Source organism: Allobosea sp. 05L423 (genome assembly GCF_056397745.1).
This window is the reverse complement of the sequence record NZ_JBFTOA010000015.1, coordinates 19,204-32,082: the sequence shown is the minus strand read 5'-3', so window position 1 is coordinate 32,082 and position 12,879 is coordinate 19,204. Positions and strand designations below refer to the sequence as shown.

At 67.6% G+C, this 12,879-nt stretch carries 11 protein-coding genes; 3 read left to right on the top strand and 8 right to left on the bottom strand.

From position 1 onward, the window contains the following. Positions 1-36: 36 nt before the first annotated feature. Positions 37-1,275 (top strand): MFS transporter, encoded by a 1,239-nt coding sequence (locus AC1DNE_RS23650; protein WP_476767144.1) that lies wholly within the window; start codon positions 37-39, stop codon positions 1,273-1,275. Positions 1,276-1,322: 47 nt separating this feature from the next. Here AC1DNE_RS23650 and phbB read toward each other — a convergent pair whose 3' ends face one another. From phbB to AC1DNE_RS23635, 3 genes are read right to left on the bottom strand one after another with little or no spacing between them, the layout of a single operon-like run. Further along, positions 1,323-2,048 carry an acetoacetyl-CoA reductase gene (gene phbB, locus AC1DNE_RS23645; protein WP_476767143.1) on the bottom strand — a complete coding sequence of 242 codons (726 nt, stop codon included), beginning with the start codon at positions 2,046-2,048 and terminating at the stop codon, positions 1,323-1,325. 43 nt (positions 2,049-2,091) lie between these two features. Beyond that, the gene (locus AC1DNE_RS23640; RefSeq protein ID WP_441472641.1) at positions 2,092-2,307 is read right to left on the bottom strand and encodes a DUF1737 domain-containing protein; all 216 of its coding nucleotides are present in this window, start codon (positions 2,305-2,307) and stop codon (positions 2,092-2,094) included. Between the two features lie 15 nt (positions 2,308-2,322). Further along, entirely contained in the window at positions 2,323-3,501 is a 1,179-nt protein-coding gene (locus tag AC1DNE_RS23635; RefSeq protein WP_476767142.1) for an acetyl-CoA C-acetyltransferase, read from the bottom strand. Positions 3,502-3,806: 305 nt separating this feature from the next. Between AC1DNE_RS23635 and phaR the strand changes: the two genes are divergently transcribed. Beyond that, positions 3,807-4,406 carry a polyhydroxyalkanoate synthesis repressor PhaR gene (phaR, locus tag AC1DNE_RS23630; protein ID WP_441472643.1) on the top strand — a complete coding sequence of 200 codons (600 nt, stop codon included), beginning with the start codon at positions 3,807-3,809 and terminating at the stop codon, positions 4,404-4,406. A 140-nt stretch (positions 4,407-4,546) separates the two neighbouring features. Here the strand turns inward: phaR and AC1DNE_RS23625 are convergent, their stop codons facing one another. The 4 genes from AC1DNE_RS23625 to mtgA all read right to left on the bottom strand — a co-directional run bounded on the left by AC1DNE_RS23625 (position 4,547) and on the right by mtgA (position 10,353). Next, positions 4,547-6,349, bottom strand: coding sequence for a mechanosensitive ion channel family protein (locus tag AC1DNE_RS23625; protein ID WP_476841206.1), 1,803 nt, complete (start codon positions 6,347-6,349; stop codon positions 4,547-4,549). An 839-nt stretch (positions 6,350-7,188) separates the two neighbouring features. Continuing rightward, positions 7,189-8,880 carry an EAL domain-containing protein gene (locus AC1DNE_RS23620; protein WP_441472645.1) on the bottom strand — a complete coding sequence of 564 codons (1,692 nt, stop codon included), beginning with the start codon at positions 8,878-8,880 and terminating at the stop codon, positions 7,189-7,191. 468 nt (positions 8,881-9,348) lie between these two features. Beyond that, the gene (gene rpmF, locus AC1DNE_RS23615) at positions 9,349-9,534 is read right to left on the bottom strand and encodes a 50S ribosomal protein L32 (protein WP_054143317.1); all 186 of its coding nucleotides are present in this window, start codon (positions 9,532-9,534) and stop codon (positions 9,349-9,351) included. 150 nt (positions 9,535-9,684) lie between these two features. After that, a complete protein-coding gene (gene mtgA, locus AC1DNE_RS23610; RefSeq protein ID WP_441472646.1) occupies positions 9,685-10,353 on the bottom strand; it encodes a monofunctional biosynthetic peptidoglycan transglycosylase in 669 nt (222 codons plus the stop codon). Between the two features lie 126 nt (positions 10,354-10,479). Here mtgA and AC1DNE_RS23605 point away from each other — a divergent pair, with 126 nt between their 5' ends. Beyond that, on the top strand, positions 10,480-11,427 hold the full coding sequence (locus AC1DNE_RS23605; protein ID WP_441472647.1) for a polyprenyl synthetase family protein: 948 nt from the start codon (positions 10,480-10,482) through the stop codon (positions 11,425-11,427). 194 nt (positions 11,428-11,621) lie between these two features. Here the strand turns inward: AC1DNE_RS23605 and AC1DNE_RS23600 are convergent, their stop codons facing one another. Then, complete coding sequence (locus AC1DNE_RS23600) at positions 11,622-12,866, bottom strand: histidine kinase (protein WP_441472648.1); 1,245 nt, start codon at positions 12,864-12,866, stop codon at positions 11,622-11,624. Positions 12,867-12,879: the final 13 nt, after the last annotated feature.

The following is a 12,879-nucleotide window of genomic DNA, read 5'->3' as shown; positions in this document are numbered from 1 at the left end:
CGGCCGATGCGACGGCCGCTGCGGAGAGGTTGGCCGATGCTGCTTCAGATCGGAACACTGATCGCCGCGACGAGCCTGGTGCAGCTCGCGAACGGCTTCTTCAACACCTTCCTGTCGCTGCGCGTGACGCTCGAGGATTTCGGCGCGACCGCGACCGGCATCGTGCTCAGCGCCTATTTCGTCGGCTTCACCATCGGCGCCGTGACCAGCGGCGGGGTGATCCAGCGTGTCGGCCATATCCGCGCCTATGCGGCCTTCGCCGGGATCGTGGTCGTCGCGACCGCACTGATGCCGCTCTGGACCTCGGTGCTGGTCTGGGCGGCCAGCCGGATGGTGATCGGCCTCGGCTGCGTCGGGCTCTTCGTAACCACGGAAAGCTGGCTCAACGCGAAGGCTCTGCCGGACCACCGCGGGCGGGTCTTCTCGACCTATATGGTCGGCACCTTCCTGGCGCTGGCCATCGGCCAGCTCGCCATCGTCGGCCTCTCGATCGACTCTGCCGGGGCGTTCCAGGTCGTCATCGCCCTCTTCGCGCTGGCGCTGGTCATGGTCAGCACCATGCGGGCGGAGGCGCCGGGCCTCGCCCCGGAAGCGACGCTGCGCTATGGCGAGCTCTCACGGCAGGCGCCGATTTCCGTCATCGGCTGCATCGTCAGCGGCATCATCACCAGCTCGTTCTATGCGCTGGTGCCGGCCTGGATGCTGAGCAACGGCATCCCGCAGCAGACCATCGCGCTGTTCATGCTGGTCGCGGTGCTCGGCGGGCTGGCGCTGCAGGTGCCGGTCGGGCGGCTTTCGGATCGCCACGACCGCCGCCTCGTGCTGGCGGGGCTTGCCGTCGGCTACGCAGGGGCCGTGGTGCTGCTGCTGGCGATGCCGCGCTCCCTCGTCACGGTGCTTCCGGTCGCGGCGCTGCTCGGCGGCTTCATGTCGACGCTCTATCCGGTCTGCGTCGCCCATGCGCTGGACCGGATGCCGGCCGACCGCGTGGTGGCGGTGAGCGGGCGGCTGATCTTGGTCAGCGGCTTCGGCTCGGCGCTCGGTCCGCTGGTCGGCGCCGGCATCATGGCGCGCTTCGATATCAACGGGCTGCTCTATTTCATGGCAGCGTGCGCATTGGTGCTGGCGGCGATCGCAGGCCTGCGCATCCGCATGCGGGAGGCGCCCGACAAGGTCGGGCGGCCCTTCGAGGTCATCGACCCGCTCAATCCGCCTATCGCGCAGGAGCCGGAGGCGACCGAGATCGACGGAACGCCCCGCCCGGCCATGGCCTGAGCGGAGGAAGGCAGCCCGCCGTCCGTTGCGGGACGGCGGCGCAAGCTTCAGGCCATGTACTGGCCGCCATTGGCCGAGATGGTGGAGCCGGTGATGAAGCCGGCATCGTCGCTGGCCAGGAACACGACCGCCCGCGCGATCTCCTCGGGCTCGCCGAGGCGCCCGACCGGGATATGCGGCAGGATCGACTTCTCGATCACTGCCGGGTCGATCGCCTTGACCATCTCGGTCGCGATGTAGCCGGGGCAGATCGCGTTCACCGTGATGCCGGCCCGTGCGCCCTCCTGCGCCAGCGCCTTGACGAAGCCGATGTCGCCGGCCTTGGCGGCGGAGTAGTTGACCTGGCCCATCTGGCCCTTCTGGCCGTTGATCGACGAGATGCAGATGACGCGGCCGAACTTGCGGGCGCGCATGCCCTCCCAGACCGGGCGGGTCATGTTGAAGAGCGAGTTGAGGTTGGTGTTGATGACGGCGTCCCACTGATCCTTGGTCATCTTGTGGAACATGCCGTCGCGCGTAATGCCGGCATTGTTGACGAGCACGTCGACCGGGCCGAGCTCGGCCTCGACCTTGGCGATGCCGGCGACGCAGGAATCATAGTCCGAGACGTCCCATTTATAGGTCTTGATGCCGGTCTCGGCGGTGAACTTGGTCGCCGCCTCATCATTGCCGGCATAGCTCGCCGCCACATGGTAGCCGGCCGCCTTCAGGCCTTTCGAGATCGCAGCGCCGATGCCGCGCGAGCCCCCCGTAACCAGCGCTACTTTCGTCATAGCCATTCTCCCTCTTTGTGAAACCCTGCGCGGCTTGCTGCCGTCATTGTTCGGACAGTTTCAGCGTGGGCGCGTAGGGCACGTCCACGTCCTTGATGATGGCCTGACCACAGACGACACGGCCCTGGACCGCGTCGAAGGTCAGGGCAGGCTGGCCGTAAAGCGACCAGCCGAGGCTCAGCGCCTCGCTGACCCGATGACAGAACGAGGCGTCATCGGGGCCGGTGAGATAGCGATAGAGCGTCGTGCGCTTCGCCATCGCCGGACGCTTTCCTCAGCGCTCCACGGCCATGGCGACGCCCATGCCGCCGCCGATGCAGAGCGTGGCGAGGCCCTTCTTGGCGTCGCGCTTGGCCATCTCGTGCAGCAGCGTCACCAGCACGCGCGCGCCGGAGGCGCCGATCGGATGACCGATCGCGATGGCGCCGCCATTGACATTGACGATGTCCGGGTTCCAGCCGAGGTCCTTGTTGACCGCCAGGGCCTGCGCCGCGAAGGCCTCGTTGGCCTCGACGAGATCGAGGTCGCCGACCTTCCAGCCGGCCTTCTCCAGCGCCTTGCGCGTCGAGGGGATCGGGCCGGTGCCCATGATCGCCGGGTCGACGCCGGCGGTCGCCCAGGAGGCGATGCGGGCAAGCGGGGTGAGGCCGCGGCGGGCCGCTTCCTTGGCGGTCATGATGACGAGCGCGGCGGCGCCGTCATTGATGCCGGAGGCGTTGCCGGCGGTCACCGTGCCGTCCTTGGAGAAGGCGGGCTTCAGCTTGGCCATGGCCTCGAGCGTGGCGCCGTGGCGCGGATACTCGTCACTGTCGACGATGATGTCGCCCTTGCGCGTCGAGATGGTGAACGGGACGATCTCGTCCTTGAACCTGCCGGCCTTCTGCGCGGCCTCGGCCTTGTTCTGCGAGCCGACGGCGAAGCGGTCCTGCTCCTCGCGGCTGATCTGGTACTTGGTCGCGACGTTCTCGGCGGTCGTGCCCATGTGGTAGCCGTGGAACGCGTCCCAGAGCCCGTCCTTGATCATGGTGTCGATGAACTTGGTGTCGCCCATCTTGGTGCCGTTGCGCAGGTGGGAGGCGTGCGGGGCAAGCGACATCGATTCCATGCCGCCCGCGACGATGATGTCCGCGTCACCGTTGGCGATCTGCTGGAGGCCGATGGCGACGGTGCGCAGGCCCGAGCCGCAGAGCTGGTTGAGGCCCCAGGCGGTCTTTTCCTGCGGGATGCCGGCGGCCATCGCGGCCTGCCGCGCCGGGTTCTGGCCCTGGCCGGCGGCGAGCACCTGGCCCAGCACGACCTCGTCGACCTCGCCGCCCTCGACCTTGGCGCGCCTCAGCGCCTCCTTGATCGCGGCGGCGCCGAGCTCATGGGCGGGCGTGTTGGCGAAAGCGCCGTTGAAAGCGCCGACGGCGGTACGGGCCGCGCCGACGATCACGATATCCGAATCTGCCATGAGAGGGTCCTCACTTGTTGTTGCTGCTGCACCGCTCTCGCCGGTGCACCATTCCCCACCACCTTCGAAGCCTGCTGCGACGCCGTCAAGACGGGCGAAGGGCGAATCCGAAACAGAGGGCCGACGTGCCGCGGTGTGGGCAAGGGAGAAAGCGGCGGCCGGCGCCTCACTTCCGACAGATTTTTGCGGCGGGCGCTCAAAGAGCTTGCGGTGCAGCACCGACAGGCTATCGTCGGGTCAGGGAGACCGCTCCGCCGAGCACGCCGGAATCAACCGTGGCCGCGGAACAACGTCAAGTAGGACCGATGGCTAGCGAAAAAGAACCGACCGTAATCAAGAAATACGCCAACCGGCGTCTTTACCACACGGGTACCAGCTCCTACGTCACCTTGGAGGATCTTGCCGGTCTGGTGCGTGCGGGCGAGGATTTCGCCGTCTACGACGCCAAATCCGGGGAGGACATTACGCGATCGGTGCTGGCGCAGATCATCTTCGACGAGGAAGCCAAGGACGGGCAGAATCTGCTGCCGATCGCTTTCCTGCGGCAGCTCATCCGCTTCTATGGCGACAGCATGCAGGCGCTGGTGCCGCGCTACCTCGAATTCTCGATGGAGAATTTCACCCAGGAGCAGAACAAGTACCGCGAGCAGATGGCGAAGGCCTTCGGCGGCACGGCCTTCGGCGGCAATGCGCTCGACGCCATCCAGGCGCAGACGCGCGCTAACATGCAGATTTTCACCGAGGCGTTCCGGCTGTTCAACCCGTTCACCGCCGCGGCTCAGGCACGCCAGGAGGCTGAAGGCGCCAAGCCGGCGGCCCAGCCCGGGGGGAACGAGATCACCGATCTCAAGCGCGAGCTCAATGAGATGCGCGAGCGCCTCGACAAGCTGTCCCGCACGCGCTGAGCCGATCCTGACGATTTTGAGCCGCGCCCTCGCTGGAGAGGGCGCGGCTTTTTATTGGGTCATGGGGAATGCGGCGAGTGTCTCGGTTGGGTCGGGAGCGGACGTTTGCTGCCCGCTCGACGCTTTGAGATAGCCGAACGTCAGCCACCCATCTGCGGCACGTGAAGCGGCTTGGGCACCAGTTTGATATCGTTCTCCGCCAGCGTGATCCGGACCTTGGAAAGGATCGCCTTGCGGATCTGGAATTGACGTCCGGCCCGGGCCTTGTACTTGCCGCGGATCACCAGAGTGCCTTCCTCGAGCGCTGCAATGCCCTGGCTCTTGAACGGCTCAAGGAGATCGGCGTTGAGTTCCGGATCCGCCGCGACCTCCTGCCCGATCTTCTTGAACAGCTTTCGCACGGCTTCGACATCGGTGTCCAAAGCAACCCGGAACAGCATCTTCTCTATGACCCATTCGCGGCTGAAGTTCTGAATCTTCCCGATCTGCCCAAAGGGGATTGTCGCAACCGGACCGCGCGGGTGCCTCAAGGAGACCGATCGCAACGAGATTCTCTCGACGGTGCCCTTGGCTCCGGAGGTCTCGATGTATTCGCCGTGGCGGAAGGCATCATCGACGAGGAAGAACAGACCGGCCACCACATCCTTGACCAGTGTTTGGGAGCCGAGGCCGATCGCCAGGCCGAAGATCGAGAGGCCGGTGATCAGCGGCCAGACATTGATGCCCAGCATGACCAAGACGGTCAGAGCCCCCAGCGTCAGAAGCGCGGCCTTGGTGAGACCCACGAGCAGCGGGCCGACGGTGGTTAGCCGCGTACCGACCACCGCGGTGGCGACCTGCGGATCGCCCGGAGCACGAGGTCTGATGCGCGCGGCCATGATGGCCACCCAGTTCCAGCAGAAGGCAATGACCAGCACGAGCATCAGAATCTCGGCGGCCTTCAGCAAGACAGTGCGCCGCGAAATGCCGACGACATCCAGAATGGGCAGGAGCCAGAGGATCGCCAGTACCGCGAGAATCGACGAGGCGACCACAATGCGGAAAGTGCGCCACAGCGCGCCTGTCAGTTCGCCTCCCTGCGATCGAACCGCCTGCCAGCTTCGTCTTTCGATGGCCACGTCGAGATGAGGCCCGGCGAGAACGAGAAGAAGCGAAAGCAGCAACAATCCGCCCCGCGTCGGCCGTCCGATCGTCAAGTCCAGTTGGATGAAGACGAAGGCGAGTATGACAACCGCCACCACAAGCCAGGGCCAGATTGCGGCCAGCTTCCGGCGGAGGGATCCTGCCTTGCTGCCGAACGACAGGGCCCTCGTCACCAGCCGGCGATGACGAAGATATGCCGTCGCGACCAGAACGGTGAAAGGCAAAGACACCGCGAATGTTGCGAAGAGGTCGCGCAGCGGATCGGCCGCCTGCCATACGCGCAGGCAGGCCAGTACGACCAAGCCGCCAGCCGCGATGCCGATCGCGACCGCAAGATCGCGCCGCCAGCGCCAGAAGATCGACCTGCGACCAGTGGTCAACGGCAAGCATATCATCGTCGCCAGGGCCGAGATCACGACGCAGTTCAGCAAGGCGCGGCGGAGCACTGGATCGCTGATGAGACTCAGCAGCAGGACCCAGGACGTGAGTATCACCAGCAGGGCGGCCGCGAACCAGGCGGCCGCAGACAGAAGCGGCCTGGCCTTGAATCTACTGATGATCGAGTTGGCAAGCGCTGCCGTTGCAACAGTGGCAACCAGGCAAATCGCTGTAATGCCGAGAGCCAGCAATGCGGGACTATAACCAGCGGCTTTGAGTCCTTGGATGAAATCGTGCCATGCGCCACCAGAAGAGAACCAGCCTGACAGTCTTGCCGTCAGGCCGTTCTCGATCAGCATGGAGAAACGGTGGAGCATCGCGGTTGCAACCTCGAGCTCGTCAGTCCTTGAATCGGCAGCCATGATCTCAGTCTCGGGTAGAAGTGGACGACATTGGTCTGTCCGCGCTCAACGGTTGTTCAGCAAGGAGAATGCTTTGGACGCTATGCACCGGAGGGGCGCCCGTTTCTGCCCGGATGAAGCTGCGGCCTTGGCGGCGTAACCCGAGACTGGGCCTGCTTCCTCGGTCTTCGCTGCACTCAGACATCGCCGGCGACCGAGGCGCTCGGTTCGGACGCGAGGACGGGAGCCGGCGGCACGGCGGGCAGCGGACGACCGGAGGCCCGGGCAAGCAGGTGCAATGATGCCGAAACCAATCCAACAACGAGATAGCGCACTGCTGCCCCTTGGAATTTCCCGCCCACAGCGCCTCCCCCCGCGAAGGCGCGTGCCCCGACAGCCTGAGCAACAATCCGAGAGGCGGAGCGATCGAGAAAGCCGTCTCTTCACCCGGCTGATCGGTCTCCGACCAGTGGGCGAACTTCCGCGACCATTGCCAGCGTAGGCGACTGCCTGTCTTGCCATTTCGCGACAATCGCGACCGGCTTTTCTCGAATCCCACCGGTTACGAATCCACCGACGGTCGGCCTTTTGAAAAGTGGCAACGACAAACCTGCTGGTGCAGGCTCCTGCATCTGAAACGCGGCTCGGCTGAATGCGTTTCGCCTGGAATTGTCCGCGGATCAGGGGACCGGCGCCGCACCCGACGCGGCGGTTGAAAGGTCGAACGTCCAAGTGTCCACAGGCGTCCAAGCAGCCGCGCCGCTTCAGTTAGCAGAAGCGGACATTCCGACGGCGCAGATCGGGTCGCAAGCGGTCGTCGAGCCGCGACGCGCTGGAGCGTGCTCGAACCGGCGGCCGCCTTAGCCCGCCGCGATCTTCCGGCGCGCCTCCTGAACCGGCACATGCAGCTCGGCGCGGCCGACGAGATGTCCCTGCAGATAGGTGACGCCCCAGTCGCGCAGCATGGCGGCCTGCATCTCGTCGTCGACCCACTCCGCCACCGTCTCGACGCCGAGATGGCCGGCGAGATCGATGAGCGTGCGGACATAGAAGCGGTCGTCGGTCGAACGGCGCAGATTCTGGGTGAAGGCCCCGTCGATCTTCAGGATGTCGATCGGGAAGGCGCGCAGATGGCGCAGCGAGGTGTGGCCGGCGCCGAAATCGTCGATCGCGATACGCGCGCCTTGCGCCTTTATGCCCCCGAGCAGCTTCGCGACCCGCATGGGGTTCTCGATCGTCGCGGTCTCCGTGACCTCGACGATGAGGCGTGAGGTCTCGCTGCTGGCGGCGGCCGTGCGGGCCACGAAGGCATCGAACCATTCCGGATCGGTCAGCGAGCGGGGAGAGACGTTGACCGACAGCACCAGAGCGGGGTCGTCGCGCAGCATTTCCATGGCGAGCTCGAGCACGCGATGGTCGAAGAGCCGCACGAGGCCGCGCCGCTCCAGCATGGGGATCAGCTCGGCCGAGGAGAAGTAGAGCCCGGTCTCGCCCTGGCCGACCCGCAGCAGCGCCTCGTGGAAGGCGGGTTCGCGCGAGCCGGCCCTGACCACGGGCTGCAGGGCGAGCTGCACGCGCCTCTCGTTCAAGGCCGCGATGGCCTGCACGTCGAAACCGACCTGATCGGACGCGGCTTCGCGGCGGGGGCGCGGCTTGGCGGTGACGGCGGTGTCGATGGCGCCGGCGCGGGCCGCGGCCAGAGCGCCCTCGGCTGCGGTCAGCAGCGAGCCGGCATGGGTTCCCAGCTCCGGCGCGCTGGCGGCGCCGACGCGCAGACGCACGAGCGCAATGCCGCGCGCGGTCTCGATCGCCGATTGGGCAACGATCTTGATGAAGCGCCGCGCGGCCGATTCGATCTGGTCCTGCGGGCAGCCCACGAGCAGGATGGCGAAGCTGTTGCCGGCATAGCGGACGAGATGGTCCCGACGGCGCGTGACCGAGCGCAGCCGCTCATGCACGGTGCTGATGATCTCGTCGGTCGCCTCATGGCCGAAATCGTCATTGAGGCGCGCGAGCTCGTCGATCGCCGCCACCAGGATCACGACGGGGCGTTCGGCCGGCGGATGCTCCTTGAGCGCCGCGTCGATGCGCTCCAGCAGGGCGGGGCGGTCGCAGAGTTCGTTGCCGAGGCGTTCAAGCTCGTCCGCCCGTGCGGCGCGCTCGAGCCTGAGGATGCCGTGCGCGCGCGCCGGGCGGCCATCGGTCCCGGCGAACCAGCGGCCGGTATCCTCGGCCCACATCTTGCGGCCGGCGAGGTCGACGGCATAGCGGGTCCGATAGATCACGCCGTCGCCTTGGTCACGCTCGCTCGAGCCGAAGATCGCATCGTAGCGGCTCGGACCGCTGCCGGGTTCGACGAGCCCGGCGAAGGCGAGGCCGCGTGCCAGGGTCTGTGCCGGGAGCGGGCCCAGGACCTCGCCGACATTCGGGCCCCAGGTGAGCGTGTCGCTCTGGACATCCCAGCCGTAAACCACTTCGCCGATCGAGGAGAGGATGCTGCGGGGGTCGACCGGGCCGCCGTTCTGGAAGCTGAAGATCGAAGGGGTGGGCATCGCTCGGCCTCAGAGGGATGGCCACGCAGCGCCGTTCTGGTGCTTCGTCGCCCGTCCGGATGGTGGGAAGTGCCTCGAAACGATGCGGCAATTTTGATTAACGCGCCGTTAAGGCTGGCCACCGGATTGCAACCTGCACGCCGTCACATCGAGTTTGTGCCGGAGTGAGACATGGTGGAGGCCGGAGTTTGGCCGGGGCGGGATGCTGCTCCCGTCGAGGCATCTGCGCTGCTGCTGCTGCAGGCGGCGGCGGCCCGGGCCGAGATCGGCCCTTTCGCGCGGAAGGCGATCACCACGCCGCAATCGGCTGCGGGGTGCTACCGGGCGGCGGCGCAGCTTCTGCCGAGGGGCAGGTGGCCGCGGCCTCGCTCGCGCCCCCGGGCCTGACGGAAAGCGCGCAAAGAAAAACCGGCCTCGCGGCCGGTTCGCATTTATCGTCGCTGGAGCGGCATCGCTGCCGCATCCCGCTCAGGCTTCGGTCTTGACCTTGAGGACCTGACGGCCGCGATACATGCCGCTCTTCAGATCGACATGGTGCGGACGGCGCAGCTCGCCCGAGTTCTTGTCCTCGATATAGGTGGGCTGCTTCAGCGCGTCGGCCGACCGGCGCATGCCACGCTTCGACGGCGACGTCTTTCTCTTCGGAACGGCCATTGTACTCTCCATCGTGCCGCCGTTCGAACGCAGGCCATAAGGCCACGCCTCCGCCACGGCGACGGATCAATCTCGTGAGGCGTTGCCCATACACCGTCGTGGCGGCGATGGCTAGAGCGGAATCCGGATTTCTTCGGAATGACGGCGAGATCAGTCGGGAAGCGCGCAATCTCCGAGCGATCCGAGCTGCCCGAGCCGGCGCTGGGTGCGCGCGGCGGCCGATTGCAGTCCCCGGTTCGGCCGCCCCGGATCGCGCAGCAGGGGATTCGGCAGCGCTGCCGCCAGCCGCGCCGCTTCCGCCGGACTGAGTCGCGCGGCGGACTTGCCGAAATAGCGCTGAGCGGCGGCCTCGGCGCCGAACAGGCCGTGGCCCCACTCGGCGACGTTGAGATAGACCTCGATCACGCGCTGCTTGCCCCAGGCGAAGTCGATCGCCAGCGCCAGCGGAATCTCCAGCCCCTTGCGGATATAGGAGCGGCCGGGCCAGAGGAAGACGTTCTTGGCGGTCTGCATGGTCAGCGTCGAGGCGCCGCGGCTGGGGCCGTCCTCGTCGTCCAGCACCGCGTTGAGCTCAATCCAGTCGACGCCGCGATGGCTGCAGAAGCGCTGGTCCTCGGCCGCGATGACGGCGCGGATCAGATTGGGCGAGATCTGCGCCAGCGGCACCCATTCACGCTCGACAGGGCGCAGCGTCAGCCAGCGGGCGAGCATGAGCGTCGAAGGTACGGGCACGACCCGGTAAAGCAGGATTGCCACGGCGAGGAGGAGAAGCAGCCAGCAGGCGAGCCTGACACAGAGGCCGATGAACCTGCCCAGCACGTTGCTTCGCCCTCCTCGTCGGTCGATTGGCCGATCCGTGATGTCCTGCGTCATGGCGGCGCAGCTTGACGATGCCGCCATCGTCCGGCAAGGCCCCCGTCCCGGCAGCGAACGCGAGATCCGCGCATGAGTTCCGTCACCACTCCGGCCAGCCATGGCGATCTCGACCGGCGCCTCGCGCAGAATGCCGAGGCCATCGAGACGCTGCTCGCGGCGCTGCTCGCGTCCGAGCCGGCCCAAGGCGAGATCGCCCGGCCGCAGCGCCTCGTTGCGGCGATGCGTCACGGCGCGCTCGGCGGCGGCAAGCGGCTGCGGCCGTTCCTGACGGTCGAGACGGCACGGCTCCTTGGCGCCGCGCCGGAGCACGGATTGCGGGCGGGCGCGGCCGTCGAGCTGCTGCACTGCTATTCGCTGGTCCATGACGACCTGCCGGCGATGGACGACGACGATCTGCGCCGCGGCCGCCCGACTGTGCACAAGGCCTTCGACGAAGCGACCGCGATCCTCGCAGGGGACGCGCTGCTGACGCTGGCCTTCGAGGTTCTCGCCGACGCGGCGACCCATCCCGACGGCGCCGTGCGAGCCGCGCTGGTGAGCACGCTGGCGCGTGCCTCCGGGCTCGGCGGCATGGTCGGCGGCCAGATGCTCGACCTCGCAGCCGAGGGGCGTTTCGAGGCGCAGCGTGGCTCGCTTTCGGAGGCGGCAATCCGCCAGCTCCAGGCGATGAAGACCGGCGCCTTGCTGGCGGCAAGCGTCGAGATCGGTGCGCGGCTGGGCGGCGCCGATGCCGAGGCGCTCGCCGCGCTCGGTCAATATGGCCGGGCGCTCGGCGCGACTTTTCAGGTCGCCGACGACATCCTCGATGTCGAATCCGACGCCGGCCAGATGGGCAAGGCGACGGCGAAGGACGAGGACAAGGGCAAGGCGACGCTGATCGGCGCGCTCGGCCTCGACGGCGCCAAGCGCGAGCGCGACCGGCTGAGCGAGGCGGCAGTGGCCGCGCTGGCGGGTTTTGGCCCGGAGGCGGATGTGCTCCGCGCGGCCGCGCAATTCGCGGCGCAGCGGAAGAGCTGAACGTCTCCCAGCAATCTGAAGAAAGCGCCGGGATGCTTGCCCTTATGGCGAGCATCCACGTCTCGAACACCGCGCTCGATTCAGGAAGGCATGCATGGTCGGGACAAGCCCGACCATGACGGAAGCGTCCTAGTCACCGATCCCAGAGACAGATCTCCGGCCGGCCCTGAGACCGACGGCGGTTCGTGCTTCGCCTACCGCCAGCGGCCGAAGGCGTCGGCGAGGGTCTGGCTGCCGGAGACGCCCTTCTCGAAGGTGATGATGCCGCGCCGGCCGGAGGTGAACAGCACGGGGATATCGATCCAGCTGCGGTTCAGGATCAGGTCGATGTTGCGCTCGACCTCGACGGGCACGTTCGACAGCGCGGCGACGAAGAGGTTGTCCCCCAGTGCCGAGTTGATGGCCGAGAGCGGCGCGCCGCGCTCGCCTTCCTCGGTCTTGAACTGCGGCACGCCGATTTCCTTGATCGCCTGCGTCGCGGGGTCGCCGCTCGCGGTGAAGCGCAGCCCGATGATGTGCGAGGCGGGGAAGGCGGAATCCGTGTTGCGGCGGATGGTGAAGTCGAGATTGAGCCCGGCATCGGGAATCTCGACGGTCGCGCGCACGATCGTCTCGACCGGGCGGCCCTGGCCGGCGCTCTCGCTGTCGAGGCGCCAGAAGACGCGGCCGGTGACGGCGCGCGGCTGCTGCGGGTTCTCGGGAGACTCGGTGTAGAGGATGGCGCGCTGGGCGACGGCGATCGCGCCGCCCGGCTGCGGCACCGGGACGCCCGGGGAATTGCTCGCGGTATTGCCGCCGGTCCGGCCCTGGGCCGGAGCGCCGGGCTCGCCCACGCGGTCGGCGATCTTGCCGTTGCCCTCGGGCTGCGCCGGCTGTGCCTGCTGGGTCGCTGCCTCGCCGTTCGGGCGGGCCGCGTCCTGCGGCTTTAGCTTGTGGACATAGATGGCGGTGGCCGCGATCGCCGCGACCGCGATCGCGACGACACCGCCGACGACGGCGGAGCGGATATGGCCGGGCTTCACCCGCGATTCGCGCGGCGGCTGAACGCGTGGGCGGGCGACCTGCGGCTGGGCCGGCTCGGGCAGCGGCTCGCCTTCGTCCTCGCCAGTGGCCGCGGGAAGCGGCGCGAATGCCGGCTGCTTCTTGGGCTCGGGCGGGCGCGGCGGCTGCGGGGGAGCCTCGATGGGGCGAATCACCGGACCTTCGGTGACCGGCTGCTCGGCCGGTGCCACCTCGTAATCCGCCTCGATCCGCGCGACCGCCTCGTCGAGCGCCAGGCGCTCGCGCATGATCTCGGCCTCGCTCAGCGGCGGGTCGAGACCACGCAGCTGTGCGACGAGGGCCGTCCGCGCCCGGTCGTAGATGGAGCGGCGCGTCTCGGCAGAGTTGTCGGGCAGCCCGGCGACGGCACGCGCCAGGATCGGGTAGAAATCGGCCATTGGCCTCACTTGT